At 66.8% G+C, this 18,235-nt stretch carries 13 protein-coding genes and 1 pseudogene; 7 read left to right on the top strand and 7 right to left on the bottom strand.

Annotated elements, in window-relative coordinates; all coding sequences use genetic code 11:
- Window positions 1-308 precede the first annotated feature (308 nt).
- From ACFOYX_RS29645 to ACFOYX_RS29630, 4 genes are all read right to left on the bottom strand, one after another.
- A complete protein-coding gene (locus ACFOYX_RS29645; RefSeq protein WP_322443701.1) occupies window positions 309-2,942 on the bottom strand; it encodes a glycosyl hydrolase in 2,634 nt (877 codons plus the stop codon).
- An 867-nt stretch (window positions 2,943-3,809) separates the two neighbouring features.
- Window positions 3,810-6,956, bottom strand: a complete 3,147-nt coding sequence (locus ACFOYX_RS29640) for a hypothetical protein (protein WP_322443702.1) — start codon at window positions 6,954-6,956, stop codon at window positions 3,810-3,812.
- A 180-nt stretch (window positions 6,957-7,136) separates the two neighbouring features.
- Window positions 7,137-9,509, bottom strand: a complete 2,373-nt coding sequence (locus ACFOYX_RS29635; protein WP_322443703.1) for a glycosyl hydrolase — start codon at window positions 9,507-9,509, stop codon at window positions 7,137-7,139.
- 580 nt (window positions 9,510-10,089) lie between these two features.
- On the bottom strand, window positions 10,090-11,148 hold the full coding sequence (locus tag ACFOYX_RS29630; protein ID WP_322443704.1) for a hypothetical protein: 1,059 nt from the start codon (window positions 11,146-11,148) through the stop codon (window positions 10,090-10,092).
- 482 nt (window positions 11,149-11,630) lie between these two features.
- Between ACFOYX_RS29630 and ACFOYX_RS29625 the strand changes: the two genes are divergently transcribed.
- Genes ACFOYX_RS29625 through ACFOYX_RS29615 form a run of 3 tightly spaced genes read left to right on the top strand, consistent with a single transcriptional unit; the run spans window position 11,631 to window position 12,531 of the window.
- A complete protein-coding gene (locus ACFOYX_RS29625; protein ID WP_322443705.1) occupies window positions 11,631-12,011 on the top strand; it encodes a hypothetical protein in 381 nt (126 codons plus the stop codon).
- Window positions 12,012-12,045: 34 nt separating this feature from the next.
- On the top strand, window positions 12,046-12,264 hold the full coding sequence (locus tag ACFOYX_RS29620; protein WP_322443706.1) for a hypothetical protein: 219 nt from the start codon (window positions 12,046-12,048) through the stop codon (window positions 12,262-12,264).
- 27 nt (window positions 12,265-12,291) lie between these two features.
- Window positions 12,292-12,531: a hypothetical protein gene (locus ACFOYX_RS29615; RefSeq protein ID WP_322443707.1), complete on the top strand. Its 240-nt coding sequence runs from the start codon at window positions 12,292-12,294 to the stop codon at window positions 12,529-12,531.
- 151 nt (window positions 12,532-12,682) lie between these two features.
- Here ACFOYX_RS29615 and ACFOYX_RS29610 read toward each other — a convergent pair whose 3' ends face one another.
- Window positions 12,683-12,850: a hypothetical protein gene (locus ACFOYX_RS29610; RefSeq protein ID WP_322443708.1), complete on the bottom strand. Its 168-nt coding sequence runs from the start codon at window positions 12,848-12,850 to the stop codon at window positions 12,683-12,685.
- Window positions 12,851-13,418: 568 nt separating this feature from the next.
- Between ACFOYX_RS29610 and ACFOYX_RS29605 the strand changes: the two genes are divergently transcribed.
- Window positions 13,419-13,760: a VOC family protein gene (locus ACFOYX_RS29605; RefSeq protein WP_322443709.1), complete on the top strand. Its 342-nt coding sequence runs from the start codon at window positions 13,419-13,421 to the stop codon at window positions 13,758-13,760.
- Between the two features lie 390 nt (window positions 13,761-14,150).
- Here ACFOYX_RS29605 and ACFOYX_RS29600 read toward each other — a convergent pair whose 3' ends face one another.
- Window positions 14,151-14,687, bottom strand: a complete 537-nt coding sequence (locus ACFOYX_RS29600; protein WP_322443711.1) for a hypothetical protein — start codon at window positions 14,685-14,687, stop codon at window positions 14,151-14,153.
- Between the two features lie 367 nt (window positions 14,688-15,054).
- Between ACFOYX_RS29600 and ACFOYX_RS29595 the strand changes: the two genes are divergently transcribed.
- Together ACFOYX_RS29595 and ACFOYX_RS29590 are read left to right on the top strand one after the other, a co-directional pair.
- Window positions 15,055-15,198 carry a hypothetical protein gene (locus ACFOYX_RS29595; RefSeq protein ID WP_322443712.1) on the top strand — a complete coding sequence of 48 codons (144 nt, stop codon included), beginning with the start codon at window positions 15,055-15,057 and terminating at the stop codon, window positions 15,196-15,198.
- A 103-nt stretch (window positions 15,199-15,301) separates the two neighbouring features.
- Window positions 15,302-15,751 (top strand): annotated as a pseudogene (locus tag ACFOYX_RS29590) (Tn3 family transposase); the annotation flags it as partial.
- A gap of 169 nt (window positions 15,752-15,920) precedes the next feature.
- Here ACFOYX_RS29590 and ACFOYX_RS29585 read toward each other — a convergent pair.
- The gene (locus ACFOYX_RS29585) at window positions 15,921-16,295 is read right to left on the bottom strand and encodes a hypothetical protein (protein ID WP_322443713.1); all 375 of its coding nucleotides are present in this window, start codon (window positions 16,293-16,295) and stop codon (window positions 15,921-15,923) included.
- 592 nt (window positions 16,296-16,887) lie between these two features.
- Here ACFOYX_RS29585 and ACFOYX_RS29580 point away from each other — a divergent pair.
- Entirely contained in the window at window positions 16,888-18,105 is a 1,218-nt protein-coding gene (locus ACFOYX_RS29580) for a low temperature requirement protein A (protein ID WP_322443714.1), read from the top strand.
- The last annotated feature ends 130 nt before the right edge of the window (window positions 18,106-18,235 follow it).

Here is an 18,235-nt window from a genome sequence, read left to right as displayed (position 1 = left end):
CGCCCACCCGCTCGCGGGGCTAAATAGCACCGAGGAGCCGATCCCGCCGAACGGGTCGATCTCGTTCCTCATCACAGGAAGCATGGGACGTCCGGCCCCGACGGAACTCTGGCTGAGGTGGGACGGCCAGGATGAGCCGATGGCGGTTTCCGGTCCCATGACTTGGCGCGAAGGCCACCAGTGCGGCACCGCGGCTCAGATCGCCGCCGCACCCGGCCAGGGGGCACCGCACGCACCGCAGATCCAGATTGGCAGTGTCGGTCCGTGGGCCGGCCGGGTCCTCAGGACCCGGCCGGCCCGTCAGACGGTCAGAGCTGGGCTAGTTTGAACGCCCAGATGCCGCGGCCGTGGGTGGCCACGTAGACCGAGTTGTCGATCGGGTTGTACTCGACGTCCATGCCGACGGTCAGCGGCAGGCCGGCGCCGAGCCGCTGCCAGGTGGTGGCACCGGGCGCGCGGTAGAAGGTGGCCAGGTCGGTGGCGAGCACCAGCGCGCCGTTGGACAGTTCCTTGGTCGAGCTGGCCGGCACGTCCGGCAGGTTCGTCGAGACGTCCTTCCAGGTCGCACCCGCGTCGGTGGTCTCATAGACGTGACCGAACCCGGCGCCTGGGCCCTCGGTGAAGCGGCGTGAGAACCCGTTGATGGCGGCGAAGGCGTGCGACGGGTTGGCCGGGTCGACCCCGACGCCCTGCACGAACCGGTTCGGGAAGTCACCCGGCAGCGCCAGCTGGTGCCAGCTCGCCGGGTCGTTCACCTTGCCGACCGCGACGCCGCGGCCGAAGCCGACCTCGTTGCACGGCCCGCACCAGCCGACGTACGCCATGCCGCCGGAGACGGCGACCGACGTGGCGGTCCGGCCGGCGCCCAGGTCGAACACGTTCGTCCAGCCCTTGCCGTCCTTGATCGAGTAGCCCTTGGTGTTGACCCAGACATGCTGGCCGCCGGCCACCCAGACGTTCGCGTCGTGGTCGTCCGGCGCGAACGGCGCGATGAACCGGGCCAGCTCGTCGCCCGGCGAGGAGGTGTACGGCTGGATGTCTCGCGAGGTGGAGGTCGACGCGGTACCCGGGCCGGGGTTGGCGTTGCAGTTCTCGGTGACCCGCATGGCCAGGTTGGTGTATTCCTGGACTTGTCGGCAGCCGTTGGCCGGGTCGGCCTGCGCGTCGCCGCCGTCGCCGCCGAAGTGGGAGCCCATCACCGTGTCGCCCGGGCGCAGGATGGACGTGCCGTTGTCCTGAAGACCGCCGGAGACGATCGTGCCGGCCTTCTGCGGGTCCTTGCCCAAGGCCACCGAGTAGTACTGCAGCGCGTCGATGGTGCCGTCGTTGAGGCTCTGCCAGTCGGTGGCGTGACCGGCCTTGTCGGTCTGGCCGTTGATCGGCCGCCGGTAGACGCCGCCGTCGTTGCCGACGTAGACGAATCCGTTGCCGACCGCCACCGAGTGCTGGTCGGAGTGAGTGGTCTTGCTGCAGGTGTTCTGCGCGTCGGAGATGTTCCAGCAGGGGAAGTTGAAGTTCCAGTACGGACCGACGGTCTTCCAGTTGGCGCCGGCGTCGGTCGACTCGTAGACCTCCTCCAGGCCGGCCCAGACGTGATTCGGGTCGGCTGGGTCCACCGCGAGGAACTGGTTGTACCAGGCCTGGATGCCCGGGCCGTAGCCCTTGCCGCCAACCGACTGCTTCAGTGCCGAACCCGAGTTGCCGAGCTTGGCCGAGTCGGCAATCTTGTTCCACGGGCCGGCGGGGTTACCGGTGTGGGAGACGTAGACGCCGTCCAGGTAGCTGTTCACGTTGCCGGCCGGCTTGTTGAGCAGCCGTGGCGACTGGTTGATCGCGTACAGCTTGCCGCCGTCGGCGGAGAACGCGAACGTCACGTACCCGATGTCGTCGGCCGGCATGGCGCCGGTCGGGTTGACCTTCATCCAGCCGCCCGCAGTGTAGTCGGCGGTCTCGTAGAAGCCGTTGTACGTGTCGCCGGAGCGCCACGCCGCGGTGACGATCACGTGCTTCGGGTTGCGCGGGTCGGCCGCCACGTCGTTGACGATGTTTTTGTAGGCGGCGTCGGCGTCGCCGGCGTTCGCGCCGCCCGGCAGGTAGCTCGGGTTTGGCGTGAACTCCTGCTTCCAGGCGCCGGAGGTGCTGCCCATCGAGTGGGAGAACAGGCCACGGTTGGTGGCGACCCAGACCTTGCCGTCGAAGAATCGCAGCTTGTTGATGACCGTGCTCTCCGGCTCGGTCCCGCCGACGCGGTCGGTGGTTGCGAAGGTGCTGGTCTTCGGGTTGGCCAGCCGGTAGACGCCAGCACCGACGTACGAGGTGCCACCGGTGTTGCCTTCCCCCGTCGCGTACCAGAGCGAACCGTCGGCGGCAAGGACGACGTCGCCGCTGGACAGGGTGGGCAGGGCGTCGGTGATCGGCGTCCAGCTCCCGCCGCCGATCGAGGAACGCCACACGCCACCGTCGGCGCCGGCCGCGTACACGTAGCCGCTGTTGTCCGCCGCGAGTCCGGTGATCCGGCCGGTGACCAGGCCGGCGCCTCCGGACGAGTTGGATGCGTAGTCGCGGTAGCGTGGGTCGTCACCGTCGTACTTGATGTTGGTGACCTCGCGCCAGCTGCCCTTCGTTACAGGAAGCGCCTTCAGCTGGCTCAACGCGCTGGAATATGCACTCGGCGAAACGATGCCCGGGGCGTAGCGGGCCTGCGCGAACTGCTCGGCGATGACGCGGGCCTCGAAGGCCTCCTCGCCCGCTTCCTCAGACGACTCGCCGGCCGCCATCTCCATGAACTCTCTGGGGTGCCATGGCATGTTGGCGCCCGGCTCGTCGGCCAGGCCGAGGGCTTCCTGCACCTCGTGGTTGGTGGCGATGACGCCACCGAGCGCGGCGGTCAGCACCAGCGCGCTCGCGATTGTCGCCGGCTTGTGCCAGCGGGACTTGGACATACGAATCCGCCCGGATTCAAAGGGATCCCGGGCCGGGTGGCCCGGAGTGGAAGACAGGGCAAGGATGGCCGCCACTGCGCTTACAAATCGGACGACGACATCCATATTGGATCTTCATTCCCGCACCTCATGACGACAGGCTGCTTACTCGTGGCGGGGCGGCGTGAAGAGGATCAGGCGCGGGTTGGCGGGGCCCGAGTGGGCAGGGTGCCGCGCGGTGGCAGCGGTACGGCTGGCTGCCGGTAGTGAGTCGGGGCGACGGCCGTGTCGGGCGTGCTTCCGATGTCAACGGGCGCGGCACGGAAGAGATCGTCGGGTCCGTCACTGGCAACGACGCAGACGCGGTGGCCGCCACGGTTTCTACCGCAGAGGTCCGCACGCGCGTCGGACGCAGTGGCGGGGTGCACAAAGTGCGCCACGACGGCTCGAAGGTCGCCGGAGGGCGGGGCGGCGGGACGGTCCGACGTGGTAACCGGAGCGGAGACGGGACGTCCGTCCGGAGGCGGAGGAGGATCGGACGGCGTGCCGTGGATGGTCGACCGGTGCGCGGAGGTGACCACCGCGCCGGCCTCAGGGGTCTCCCCGGGAACAGGCGCGCCCAAACCGGCCAGGACGAACACTAGCGCGACGACGGCAGTCAGCCGGTCGAGCACGCGCATGGGCAAGCCTGTCAGTTTGAGGACGAGCCGCTCGGGCGGGCGGCACAAGGCCGCGGGCCGGAGACGGCTCCAAGGAATACGGGGAGGGTCCATCTGCCATGCCTTCCTCGCTTGTGCGCCGAGCCGAAGGAAGGAACGTTTGCCGTGAAGTGTCAGAGGAGTCCCGGCTGCGCCGAGACTCCTCTGACATCTTTTACTGACAGGGGTGTCAGGCCGCGCAGGTGATCGGCTGGGCACCCTTCGATTGGAGTACCTGGTTGAAGGCGGGCACGTCGGTCGCAACGATCTCGTCGAGCCGGTCGAGCTGCTTCTGAAGCTGGCCGGACAGCTCCGCCAGGACCTCGTAGCTCTGGTCCGTCGGCGGGCTCTGCGTGCTCTCGATGACGCCGCGTAACCCGGCGATCTTGTTGTTCAACTTGATCGGGAAGTTGAGCGGGTCCTGTCCGCTGCGAAGCCGGGTCTGGTACAGCTCGTTCTCTACAACGGACAGGCCGTCCTGGAGCCGGTGCCCGGCGGCCGTGACGGCGTCGTCGCCCGCCTGCTCGATCCGGTCGGCGATCTGGCCGGAGCAGTCACGAATCACGATGACGCCGTTGTTCGCCTCGCTGGTGCGGTCGACGGCTTCCTTCGCCAGTTTGAACTGTGCGACCAGGTCGGCGTCGCTGACCTGAGTGAGCCTGGAGTCCCGCAGGATTTCGAAACTTTGGTCCAGAGACTGCTCGTTCACGGTGAGCCGGACACCGTGCGTGCCGACTGGTGCTTGAGCGCCGGTCGAGTTCGCCGACCAGTAGATGAGACCGGGGAAGCTTGTCGAGCCCGGGTACCGAAGATTCCAGTTCTGGGTCCGGGTGCCCGCGGTAGTCGGCAGGCTGACGGTCTGGATCACCTCTCCCTGCACGTCGAGGAACGACATTGTGGCCGATGCGGCCGGTTGTTTGATCGTGTAACTGACCGTGGCGTTGCTGCTCACCCCGCGGACCGGGTTGTTCGGGTCCTTGAGGATCGCCAGGTTGTTCTCCTGGTCTGGCGCGGTGTTCGTCGGCGGGATCACCGCGGGTGGCGGGCTCACCGACGGCAGCGGCGTCACTGGTGGCACCGTTTGCTCGAAGTCGGCGATGTCGTTCGGCGTCGTCTTCGGGGTCAGCTGACGCAGCAGTGTGGCGCCGTCGTCGAGCACCCAGAAGCTGCGGCCGTGGGTGGCGATCACCAGGTCGCCGTTCTTCACCGTGAGGTCGGTCACGGGGATGTCCGGCAGGTTGAGCGACAGGGGCTGCCAGTTGTCGCCGTCATTGAACGACACGTACACGCCGTGCTCGGCCGCGGCGTAGAGCAGCCCCTTGCGCTCGGGGTCCTCCCGCACGGCGTAGATCCAGTCGTTGTCGGCGATGCCGTTCGTGATCTTCTCCCAGGAGGCTCCCCAGGAATGCGTCCGGTAGATGTACGGCCGGAAGTCGTCCAGCCGGTACCGGTGGGCGGACACGTACGCCGTGTTGTTGTTGTGGTGCCCGGCGTCGATCATGCTGACGGTGCTGTACTTCTCCAGCCCTGGAGGCGTGACATTGCGCCACGCCTCCGGCCGTGGCCCGGGCGCACCGCCCTGCCGGGTGACGTGCACCAGGCCATCGTCCGAGCCGGTCCAGATGACGTTGGGGTCACGGGTGGACGGCGCGATCGAGAAGACCGTCGCGAAGTACTCGACGCTGGTCTGGTCCTTGGTGATCGGTCCGCCGGAGTCGCCGAGGGTGTCCGGGTCGGCGTAGGTGAGGTCAGGGCTGATCCGCTGCCAACTCTGCCCGCCGTTGGTGCTCTTGTAGACGTACTGGGAACCCACGAACACCGCGTCCGGCTCCGCCGGGTTGGTCATGATCGGGTACGTCCACTGGAACCGCTCCTTGATGTCCTTGGCCGGCGAGCCCATGGGGTTGTCCGGCCAGACGTCGATGCGGCGCGAGCCGATCCCGCTGAGGCCGCTGCGGTCGAGGCGGGTGAGGTTACCGCCGTAATTGCCGGCGTAGAAAACGTTGGAGTCCCGGGGATCCACGGCGACGTAGCTGCTCTCACCGCCGCCCACGGTGAAGTTGTCGGTGCCTCCGGTGCTGGACACGCAGACGGTCGACCGGTCCTGCTGGGCGCCGCACACCTGGTAGGGGTCGTTGTTCGTCGTAGCGACGTGGTACATCTGGGCCGTCTGGTAGTCCTGGGCGGTCCAGTTGGCGCCGCCGTTGGTCGAGACGTTCGCGCCGCCGTCGTTGGCCTCGATCATCCTGCTGTTGTTGTTCGGGTCGATCCACAAATCGTGGTTGTCGCCGTGCGGTGTGGAGATCGTCCGCCAGGCCGCTCCGGCGTTGTCGGAGCGGTAGAAGGAGGTGTTGAGGACGTAAACCCGGTCACGGTTCACCGGGTCGGCGTAGATGCGGGTGTAGTAGAACGCTCGCTGGCGTAGGTTCGCGCTGTCGTCGACCAGCTGCCAGGTGGCGCCGGCGTCGTCGGACCGGAACATCCCGCCGTCGGCCGCCTCGATGACGGCATAGATCCGGTTGGAGTCGGCACCGGAGACGCTGACGCCGATCTTGCCCAGCGGACCGTCCGGCAAGCCCGGGTTGTTGGTCAGCTCGGCCCAGGTGCCTCCGCCGTCGGTAGACTTGAACAGGCCACTCGAATCCCCACCGCTGTTGAGCAGCCACGGCTTGCGGTAGGCGTGCCACAGCGCGGCGTACATCACCCGCGGGTTTGACGGGTCGATCGACAGGTCCACCGCGCCGGTGAGGTCGTCGCGGTAGAGGGTCCGCTGCCAGGTCTCGCCACCATCGGTGGAGCGGAACACGCCGCGCTCGGTATTGGGGCCGAACCCGTGGCCAAGCGCAGCGACGAACACCCGATCACAGTTGGTCGGATCCACCCGGACGCGGCCGATCATCTGGGTGTCGGAGAGGCCCATGTGTTTCCACGTCGCGCCGCCGTCGGTGCTCTTGTAGACACCGTCACCAGGCAGCACGTCGCCGCGGAATTCCACTTCGCCCATCCCGATGTAGACGATGTCGGGATTGGTGGGGCAGACTTCTATCGCGCCGACCGAGGCACTCGTGATCTGGCCATCCGTGACCGGCGACCAGTTCGCACCGCCGTCGGTGGTCTTCCACAAGCCACCACCCGTGGCGCCGAAGTAGTACTCGTTCGGGCGGGCGGTGCTGCCCGCCACGGCAATCGACCGGCCGCCCGTCGTCGGGCCGATGTTGCGCCACTGCAGCGACTCGTAGAGGCCGGGGTCGACGAGTTTCTTACCCGACGCGGCGGCCGGGCCGGTCGCGGTTCCGAGCCCGGCGACGGCCAGCAGTAGCGCGAGGAACGCGGTCATGGCTCGCCGTGTCCACCCGGGCCGCAGCTTTCCATCGGCGCGTAATAGTTCGGCTGGTTTTCCCGCTCGCTGATCTGCGAATTCAGTCATGAGGTAGTCCTTTAGGGTGTGACGCGGATGTCGATGGCGATGCTTTGCCCTGGTCGTGTGGTAGTCGCCGGGTGGTCGCACATCCGGACGTCAGTCATTCCGATCGAGCTGCAGCTTCCACATGCTGCGCCCGTAGGTCGCCGCGTAGAGCGTGTTAGTCGACGCCTGGTATTCGAGGTCGTTGACCGGAACCCGGGGCAGGCCCCGCCCGAGGTGGTACCACCGCACGTTTGGGTTTTGGCTGTTCGCCTTGGCCACGTTCGCGGTGAAGACGCCGAGGTCGGTGGCGACGAAAACCCGGTTGCGGTTGAGCGGGTCAATGACGATGTCCTGGGTGGGCGCCATCGACAGGTTGCCGCTGACATCGACCCAGTTGGCGCCGCCGTCCGTGGTTCGTAGGACGTGGGCGTCGTTGTCGGCGTTTCGCAGCCCGGAGTACGTCACGTACGCCACGTTCGCGTCCCTCGGGTCGATGGCCACCCGGGTGACCCAGCGATCCGGCAGGTCAGGGTCGGTGAAGCGGGTCCAGGTCCGGCCGAGGTCCTTGCTGCCCCACAGCCAACCATCGTCCGTGCCGGCGTAGATGACGTTCGGGTTCGACGGGGCCGCGGCCACCGTGGTGCTCGTGCCGAACGGGTACGACGGGTCGGTGCTCGAATCCGGGTTGCTGAGGCTCGGGCTGATCACCGACCAGGACCCTGTCTGTGCCCGGTTGGTCGACCGGTTGAGGATGTTGCCGCCGTAGTAGACGACCGCCGGGTTGTTCGGGTCCAGCTGGACCGGCGTCTGCCAGTTGCGGCGCTGCGAGACGGTCTGGTTGGTGAAACTCGAGCTGTTGTTCCCCGCGTTCACCGAGCGCGAGCAGTTGCCGAACTGCGAGCACGCGTACACGAAGTTGTGGTCGCTCGGGTCGATCAGCGTGTAGAGACCGTCGCCGCACCCGCCGTACGACCCCCAGTCTCCCGTGACGACGCCGGCCGAGTTCCACGAGCGGAGGCAGCCGTTGTCCTGGGCGCCCCCGACGATCCGCTCGGGGTCCTGTTCGCTGACGTCAGTGGTGTAGAACTGGGTCCAGGGCTCGTTCAACGCCTCGGTCCAGGTTCCGCTGGCGCCGTTTCCGACCGACCAGTAGAAACCGCCGTCGTTGCCCTCATAGGCTCGGTTCGGCGTTGTCGGGTCCCAGGCCATCGCATGGTGGTCGGCGTGAAGGTTGCCGACGTTAGCCCAGGTGGACCCGCCGTTCTGGGACAGTCGCAGGCTGACGCCGGCGATGAACACCCGGTCAGGGTTAGCCGGGTCGACCCAGGTCTTCGACGTCCACACCGTGTCGCCGCCCGGGCTGGCGTTCGTCATCGTGCGGAACGTCGCCCCGCCGTCGTCGGAACGGTAGAACCCACGGAAGCCGCGTTGCGTCTGTCCCCCACCGCTTGCGGTCTGGTTCCAGTTGCCGGTCGTGATGTAGACGCGGTTCGGGTCGCTCGGCGCGATCGCGACCGCCATCCGGGCCTGCGCTGTCGTCGTCTGGTTGTTAGTCGGCGCGAACCCGATCGTGTCGCCGGGGGTGAACGAGGTGATGCGGTCGTTCTCCAACCGGGTCCAGGTGGCGCCACCATCGGTGGAGAGATAGATGCCAGTGCCCGGTCCGGCGTAGCAGCGGCACAGCGACTCGCGGTGGTGGTCCCACATCGACACGAAGAGCTTGTCCGGGTTAGTCGGATCCATGGCGATGTCGGTAGCGCCCGTGAAATCGTTGAGGCCTTGCAGGACCCGGGTCCAGGTCGCGCCGTAGTCCGTCGACTTGTACAGCCCACGTACACCGCCAGGCGCGAACAGCGAGCCGCCGGCCGCGACGTACACGATGTTCGGGTTCTGCGGGTTGAAGCGGATCGCGCCGATGGTGCTGGACCCCTGCAGCCCGATGCGGGTCCAGGTGGCACCGTGGTCGGTCGACCGGTAGAGCCCGTCGCCGCCGTAGCTCAGGCTGCCGCCGCCGGGATTGACCTCGCCCGTCCCGACCCAGACGTCGCCGTTCGGCGCGACTGTCACCGCGCCGATCGAATGCGGAAAATCGTCCGGCCACGCATTGGTCATGTTGACGCCGGCGTCGTCGCTGCGCCAGACACCTGCAGTGGACACGCCCACGTAGACGCGGCCGGGCTGCGTCGGGTCAGGCGCGATATCGGTCACCCGGCCGCCGACGTTCGACGGTCCAACGAGGGACCAGTTCGGATCGGCGAGCCCGTGCAGCTCCGGTGGAATCGCCGCGGCCTGCTGCGCGGCCAGTTCGAGGTCGCCGGTCGTGATGACGTCGCCCGGTACCTGCCGGGAGTCGAGATAGACGTCGCGCAGCTCCGTTTCGTCCTCCTCCTCCCCCGCCTCCTCGCAATTTGTCCCGAAGTCCGGGTCGTCCGCGTCGCATGCGACGATGTTGTTCGGATCGTCCGCGTTGGCTGCGGCTGCCAACGTGGACGGTGCTGCAGCCCCGACGGCAGCTAGCACAACAGCCGCCACGAGGACCGCGATCCTTTGTCTCATCTCCCTCACCCCGCTCCTCCGTCTCGGAAATGCACCTCGCAGGCCCACGCGCAGTTCCCAATCGAGGGCCTAGTGGCCCAGCAGAGGCTGGGCCTGTTGGGGCATCGACCGCATTGATCAACTGCCGGGCGGGCCAATCGATCAAGCCAAATGAAACGTTACGCGCGGGGTGGTGACATCACCGTCACTCGATTTCCTGAGGTGCTCGGAAGTCTGACCGGCGACATCGGCCGTTCGACCGATGAGGCCTCCCCTGTACGGGGTAATCGTCAGCCGCGCGAGGGTTGGAAGGCGGTGTTGGATGACCGCGCGGTCGCCCCCCGAGGTCGAACGGGGTTGGGGCGCACGGGCCCCGTCAGCGGGGGCGCGACCGCCTCGGTGGCGACGATGGTCGGAGGGTGGGTGGCGTCGATGGAGGCCGGGCTATGGATTCGTTCGCTGCGCTCAACTCTGAAGAAGCGCGCCCCCGGAGCTGCCGCCGCTCGCTCCGGGGGTGACGCTGCCTTCGCTAATCGTCGGCGTTCAGATCGTCGTGCTGTGGACTAACCACCGACAACGCGCGGGAGGCTGCCTCAACTCGGGGCACGGCGTTCTGCGGGAGGTGTCGGTAGCTGGCGACGACGACGACTTCGGCCCGGCCGTGCACCATCATCCTCTGCACCTCCTGCCAGCTAGTCTGGTCGCGGTTGTCCCGGACCAGACCGACGAGCTGGTAGTCGTGGCTGCTGCACCAGTTCAAGCACATGCGCTCCCAGCGCCGCATGTCCGGCCCCTCAGGGAGGTAGATGACTGCTTTCAGCATGTCGATCTCCTGATCATCTCGATGGGACTGACGGTGATCAGGAGCGCAGCGCGGTGGTGGGGGCGCACGTTGGACCGAGCGTCCGGTGGCCCGCTCGTTTCTTGGCGGTGTAGCCCGTCCACAGGTTTCAGGACCAGGCCCGGCGTAGTCGAGGACCGCGCTCGCCCGAATGTGCGCGGTGAGCTCGCTTCCGGTCGTGGCGGTAGCGACGGTGACGGTGACGATCTGTCGCACCGAGGGCTGGGAAGCCTCCGAAGGCTGGCAACCCGGCCGAGAGGATCCGGTGACGCGGCGTGACTTCGAACGGGCCCCAGGCTCCGCATGGGACATGCCCGGCGACGCCCGCGCAGCAGGCGTTCCGTCGCCCGCCGCCGGCACCGCGATGGGCGCCCAGCCCGAGCCGCCATTGGAAGACGCTGGCAGTACCGCGACCGGCGCTACGAGGAGCTTGGCGTGCTGGTCGTCGTGGCGGCGTTGCGTCCCTGTTGCCCGCGACCTGACGACCTTCGGTGGCTTTGGCCGCTTGCCCTTTGGCGGCTTGGGCGGCTTGCCCTTCAACGGCTTGAGCATCGGTGCCCCGATACTCGGCGGCCTGGCCGACATTTCGTCCAGGTTCACACCCAGGTCCGTGCCTGTCTGGCCGCCGTGCCCCTTGCGACCCTGCGCGTCGGCGCGGCCGTCCTGCCCGGAGCGATCCACGGCCGCCCCGACGGCTGCCGACGACGGATCCGCATGCGCGCCCTCGGCATTAAGCAGCAGCCACAAGCCACACCCAGCGGCAGCGGCAGCGGCAGCGGACAGGACCAGGAGGGGGAGCCGTGTCATCCCGCCAGCCCGTCCCGGCCAATGCGGTCCATACGGGCGCGGAACCTCTGCAAGTTTGGCTCGGGCGGGCGACCAGTCACTGTCACTATTCCCCTTCGCTAGTCAGGCAGGCGGACCAGACAACGGGGCGGGTTTGGGAGCGGGGAATCCACTATTTACAACGGCGTCCGGGTTCCCGAGTACCGTTACGCCTTGTGCCGCAGGTCACAGACCTGCACTCGCAAATGTTCCGTTGCGCGCGCAACTGTCACGTTTACCTGCGACCAGTTCTGCCTGAGCCCAGTCCGGGATTGGGCGCTAACGGCGAGATGGCCACGAAGGATGGACGTGTGGGGCTCGAATACTCGGTTCGGCCGTCTGAAATGCGGTTCTGTGCGAGCTCGAGCCCTGCCCAACCGTCATGGTCGTCGGTATGAGCGTCGTTGCTGTACCTGCTGCTCCGCCAGATCCTGCAGATGTTGTCCCAGCTCGCCCGCGATGGCGGGGCCAAGGATGTGGAGATCCTGGTGCTCCGCCATCAGGTGGCGGTGCTGCGTCGTCAGGTGGCCCGGCCCGATCTCGAGCCGGCCGACCGGGTGGTGCTGGCGGTGTTGTCGCGGCTGCTGCCCCGCCCGCGCTGGTCGGTGTTCTTCGTGACCCCGGCAACGCTGTTGCGGTGGCATCCTGAACTGGTTGCCCGCGGTGGACGTACCCGCATGCCCGGCCAGGCCGGCCACCGGTCGACAAGCAGGTCCGCGAGTTGGTGCTGCGACTCGCGGCGGAGAACCCGTCGTGGGGGCACCGCCGGATCCAGGGTGAACTGATCGGCCTGGGCTACCCGGTCGCGGCAGCACGGTATTGAAGATCCTGCACAACGCTGGAGTCGACCCGGCACCCCGGCGGTCCGGACCGACCTGGCGGCAGTTCCTGACCGCCCAGGCCCACACGATCCTGGCCTGTGACTTCTTCACCGTCGACACCGTGTTGCTCAAGCGGATCTACGTGCTGTTCTTCGTCGAGATCGCCACCCGCCAAGTTCACGTGGTTGGGGTGACCGCGCATCCGACCGACGCCTAGGTGGCCCAGCAGGCACGGAATTTGCTGATGGACCTCGACCAACGCACAGCGGGGCTGCGGTTCCTGCTCCGCGATCGCGACAAGAAGTTCACGAACACCTTCGACGCCGTGTTCACCGCCGAAGGCATCGACGTGATCAAGACTCCGCCGCAGGCACCCCGGGCGAACGCGTTTGCCGAACGATGGGTGGGCACCGTACGCCGGGAGTGCACCGACCGGATGCTCATCGTCGGCAGGCGCCACCTCGCGGCCGTCCTTGCCGGGTAGACGGCCCCCACCGACCACATCGGTCGCTCGGCCAGCAGCCGTTCAACCGGCCGTCGGGAGTCACTGACTTGACCGCCGCCAGAGTCCGACGACGCCCGATCCTCGGCGGGTTGATCAACGAGTATTCGCAGGCAGCGTAGCCGAACGGGCTTTACGAGCCCCACAAGCTCATCGTCTTCCCCACGTCGGAGTGCGCCGCGGTTTCGGTCAGCGCGGCGACCTCCTCGGCGGTGATCACGTCGGCGCCGACCAGATCCCGGGCGACGTGCGCCACGTGCGCCACGAACCCGCCGTGGTTGGCCCAGGCGATCACCAACACCGCCCCTGAGCTGCAAGATCAGCTTGGAAAAGGCTCCTTGGTTAGGCAGCGCATGGGCCGGCAAGGAGACCGGGATCTGACGGCGCAAGGGAGTGCTGTGGAGGTTGGGGGCGATCATATTGGTAGCCGGAAGCGCATTGGGCTGCATCGTGGCTGCGATCGTCTTCCTTGAATAGCAGTGCGGTCACACAGCAGTCACCGATCGAACTCGTTCATCTCGGCAGTTCAGGATGCCAAGTGCCACGGAACGCCGAACACCGAGCGTGACGACTCGTCGTGTGCCTGCGCGCGCTGTCTGCGGCAAATGAGTACACACCGACGATCCGACGAGGTTTGCTACTTATGGGCTTCAAGGCCCGGCTGAGCGTCAGTGTTGGCTCCGCAAATTAGCGAAAGGCTCTCTGACCTGCGGTGTTTCGTCCGAAGCGGTACGACCGGCGTGTGACGGGCGCTGCCGCGTCAAGAGGTTCCCGAAGAAAATGTTGCAAGGATGCCGAGAATGGCTTGGCGGCTCCGTGTCAAAAGTGGATGCTGCCACCGTGGCCGTACAACGCCAAGGAAGCCCGGCATGACGAGTCAGCGGATGGACAACGTCCTCATCGTTGTCGACGACCTTGACGCTGTTATCTCGTTTTTCGTCGTCGAACTTGGCATGAAGCTGGAGGGCAAGGGGCCAATCGAGGGACGTTGGGCGGAGCGCGTCATCATTGGGATTGACGACGTCCGGCAGGACGTCGCGACGCTGCGGACCCCGGACGGTCACGGCCGCATCGATCTGGCATTGTTCCACACCCCGAAGGCGATCAGCGCCGAGCCGAAGGATGCCCCGGCAAACACCTGGCAACCAGCTGTTTGGCGAAGACCTGGGCCTAGTATTGCGTATGAGGTAGCTTTCCGGGCCGGAGGATAGTTGACTGACCTGACCCAGCCAAAGATCGAGGAAAAATTGTCGCTGGGTTCGCCGCCGACCGGGCGCCGGTGGTCGCCCCGACGCTGGTCCTCGGGATATACCGCCCGCCGATGGAGCACGAGCAGCCAGCACCCAATCCGTCGAGTCGGACAAAGTCCATAATTCAGCGGGCAATTCGGCATCAACGTACGCCCATAGCTCTACCGATCGTCGAGTCGAAGCGGTTTGTGTACAGCTATTGCTGCCCCAACCGCAATAACTGTTCACAAACACACCTGCCCCAAGTAAACAATCTCAAGGTGGGGTCGTCCGGGTCAGGTCGATGATTCGCGCCCGTGTCGGGCCGGGTGCCTCGGCCGGCTCTCAGCCGCAGGTGCTGGAACGGTAAGGTCACGGAGTCCAAGTGATTGGTTCGGGAGCCCCTGCTGGCGTATATTCCACCGCAGTCGGCTTTCCGTCCTTGGGTACCTCGAACTCAAGCCAACCACGAACGCAGGTCCCGACCTTGATTTCCTTCCGGTCGGGATACTCGGGCTTCATGCCGTTGCCGCCAGCGTGGCCAGTGCTCTTGATTGAAGCGTCCCCGAATTTCAATACCCAGTTTGAGTTGCCAATCGAGACAGCGGAGTATCCCTTGGGCAGTTTTTTGAGGCAGTATTTGAGGTCGATCGCGCCATAGACATAGGCACTGTCTGATGGCTTTCCGAATTGCGTGGCGTTGTGCTTGTAACCGTAGAACGTGATGGTCGAGGTGTTCTTGTCAAAGGGAATCGCATCGCCAAGCCTGTTCCCTGCGGGTGCCGAGGGCGGCGGGGTCGATGGGACCGCGCTGGCGCTTTGGCTCGGAGCGCTCGCCGCGCCGGACTCGGTGGCTCCTCCGCATCCCGCCACTGTCATGGCCACCGCGACCGCGATGGAGGGGATCATGGTCTGCCTCAAGTGCACCCTTTTTGCTCCTATGCTCAGCTTGACGATCTATGTACTGCCGATCGGCCGCGCCTCGACGCCCAGCCAAGGACGACCTTCGGGGACATCTACCGACGGCCGGGAGTCCTGTTATGGCGCAGCAGGCCCGAACCGACGCCGCCGGCGGATTGCGGCTAGCTAGGGAAGATAGCCCATCGACTATGTTCCCTGGGGGTCGAGGCAGGCGGTCAGGGTCTTGCGAGGCGGACCAGGAAGACCGTGGCGGCGATGAGGATTAACAGGGTCGGCCGCGTATGTCGCATGTAGAACCTCGCCGATGCTGGTCAAAGGCGGAGGGCCCGGAAGTATACAAGTTGTCCGCCATAGGTTGATCCTGTCACTGCCGGTATCGACGAACCATCCGCTCATCGGCACGTCCGGACGCCGGCGACCGGCGCCCGACCTCACCTTCGGTGACGAGCGCTTCGCGGCAGATGCGGATACCGGCGCGACCGCCAACGCGTCGCTGTGACGGCCACCCGGTGTGGGTGGCGCACCGGTTCAGGCGGATGGAGGGTCGGCCATGATTTGCGTCTGAGAGTGCGTTGACCTATCCGACTCATGGAGCGTGGCGCCACGGCCGCCCCACCCTGCTCGGCGACGCGATCGCCCACTACGGGCGGATCGCGAAGACCCTGCACATCCTGCGCCTGGCCGACGAGCCCGGCTACCGGCGGCAGATCAAGAGCCAGGCCAACCTCCAAGAAGGCCGCCACGCGTTGGCCCGGAAGATCTTCCACGGCCGGGCCGGGCAGCTCTACCAGCGCTACCAGGACGGCATGGAAGACCAGATCGGCGCACTCGGCCTGGTCCTCAACGCCCTCGTGCTGTTCACGACGCGCTACACGGACGCCGCGGTGAACCAGCTGCGCGCGGACGGCTTCGACGTCCGTGACGAGGACGTGGCCCGTCTCTCGCCGTTCGTGCGGCACCACATCAACATGCTGGGTCGCTACTCCTTCCGGCTGCCCGATCTGCCCGGCGGTATGAGGCCCCTGCGTGACCCAGACGCGGCCGATGAGTAGACCGGGAGGAAGGAGATAGCCGCCGGCCTTGATCCCGTACAGAAAGTTTGCGCCAACCGGCCGGTGGGACTATGTCCGGTCTCAGGACGTGCGTGACAGATCGGTACCAGGACCTGTGTGACACTCCACGCCGACGCAGCAGCTCCCTTCGCTGCCTTCGCGGCAGAGTTCAGCCTCGGGATCCGCAACGTTCGTAACGGCCGACCATGTCGCTGAGCCGGGCGGCCTGCTCGGCCGTGATCGTGCCTTCCTGCTCGGCGCCGACTAGCGAGTCGACGACGACCTCGTGTTCGGCGCCGTTGTTGATACGCCCGCGGGCCAGCACGTCGGCGAGCACGTTACGGCGGGTGAAGGGCAGGCTCTCGACGGCGACTAGCTCCCAAAACTGATCGACGTGCCGCCCCGTGGCCTCGTTCCAGTAGGTGAGGAACGCCGACTCCAGGTACCGCAGGCTGGCGACCGTCTGCGGCGGGCGCTTCATCAGCTCCTTTAGCTCTTCACCGAAATCCACCATGCTGCGATCCTGCCGCCGGTCGGCCAGCACTCGGGCTCCGATATCGATTGCGCGGGTGAGCTGCCCTGCCCGCTCCACGTACCTGGCGCTGGGTCCCGCCATCTCGTCTCCCGTCCAGCACCGGCCGGTCGCCGCCTGTCCCCACCTTATTCGTGATTCGTGCCGGTCTGTGGGCCAGCGCCGCGCCTGCCCAGCCGCCATCGAAGCCCGCGCCAGAGTCAGCCTGCAGCACAGTCTTCTAGCCGGACGTGTCACGAAGGTCATGAGACTGCTCTGTCACGGACGTCCTGAGACCCGGCACGGCCGGTGGGACTAGACAGGCCGGCGGCCGGCCGGCAGCAGGCACGTGGGCTTCGTCGCCTGCGCGACAAGGCGTGCCTGCAGGACCAGGCATGCCGGCGGCCAGGCAGACCCGGCACCGGCACTAGGCCAAACTAGGCACGGTTCGTAGGCACGGATGCAGGCATGCAGGTCGGCAGTCGGCCGGCAGCCGGGACGTCATGCGAGACCAGGCAACGAGATCAGATAGCGAGGGCAGATAGCGGCGATCCTTCGTGTTGAGCCCATCGGAACGGATCGCCGATCCTGCACCTTGTGTGTGGTGGGCGAAGAAGATGTGCCTATGAGGCTTATCTTGCGGTCCCGGCCGGTGCTGACCGAAGAGACGCACCGGGCGACCTCGTTCGAGATCTTCTTCGACCTGGTGTTCATCTTCGCCCTGACCCGGGTCATCGCGTTCATGGGGCATCCGCCGACACCACTCACCGTGGCGCAGGGGCTCATCATGCTGCTGCTGCTCTGGAACTCCTGGACGTCCTACACCTGGCTGGGTAACCAGGCCCGCGCCGACCTCGGCCTGATCAGTGCCGGCACGACCGTGGCGATGGGCGCGATCTTCGTGGCCGCCCTGGTCATACCCGACGCCTGGCGACGCGGCGCCGCAACGGTGGACGCGCCGCTGACCCTGGCTCTGGCCTACATCGTCCTCACGGCACTGCACCTCACCCTCTACTTCTTCGCGGCGATGGGGGACCGGCGGCTGCGCACCACACTGAGGCTTTACGGGAGCGTGACGGCTCTGGCCTGGATACCGCTGATCCTCGGCGCGGTGCTCGGCGGCACCGCGCAGACCCTGCTGTGGTCGGCGGCGATCGTCATCAACTTCGGCGGCGGCCTCTTGACCTCCGCCGTCAGCGGGTGGCAACTGCGCAGCCCCAGCCACTTCACCGAACGGCACGGCCTGGTATTGATCATCGCGCTCGGCGAGTCCCTGTTCTCGGTGGGAGCCGGTGCCGGAGCGGTGGTGACCCATTGGCCGGTCCGGGTGGCGGCGCTGCTCGCGTTCACCGCGACGGTGTGCCTGTGGTGGTGCTACTTCAAAAGTTCCGCGCTGGCTGCCGCCGAAGCACTGGGCAGGGCACCCACCGAACGGCGCAACCAAGTAGCCGTCAACGCGTACAGCCTGGCGCACTTCGCGCTGATCGCCGGGGTTATCTACCTTGCGCTGGGCATCGAGCAGGTCCTCGAGCACCTGGCCCACGACCAGCCCCGGCACGTCGCCGGAACGCCCCTGGACTGGACCTCCACCCTCGCGCTGTACGGCGGGGCGATCCTCTACCACACCGGCCGGGTGCTCTTCCTCCGATTCACCATCAGGTCCACCCCGCCAGCACAGCTCGTCGCCCTCGGCGTGGCGGTGCTGCTGTTACCCGTCGCCCGGATCCTGCCCGCCCTGGCCGCGCTCGGCCTGCTCACCGCCTTCCTCGTCGCCCTGGTCTGCTACGAGCGCCTCAGCAGAGGCGAACAAGGCCCGACCGCGGACGAAGCGGCAGACGTCTGAGCCGCGTTCAATGACTACCCGCAGCAACATCGTGAGTTGTGATCGAGGGTCTTGACCGAGGTTGGCCAGTGGCGTGACCTCACCGAAGCGCTGCGGCGCGAATCGGACCTCAGGCGCGGGAGGTAAGAGT

Source organism: Micromonospora sp. GCM10011541 (assembly GCF_042650725.1).
GTDB lineage: Bacteria > Actinomycetota > Actinomycetes > Mycobacteriales > Micromonosporaceae > Micromonospora > Micromonospora sicca.
Note: the sequence above shows the minus strand (reverse complement) of the source record. Positions and strands in the feature narration are given on the sequence as shown.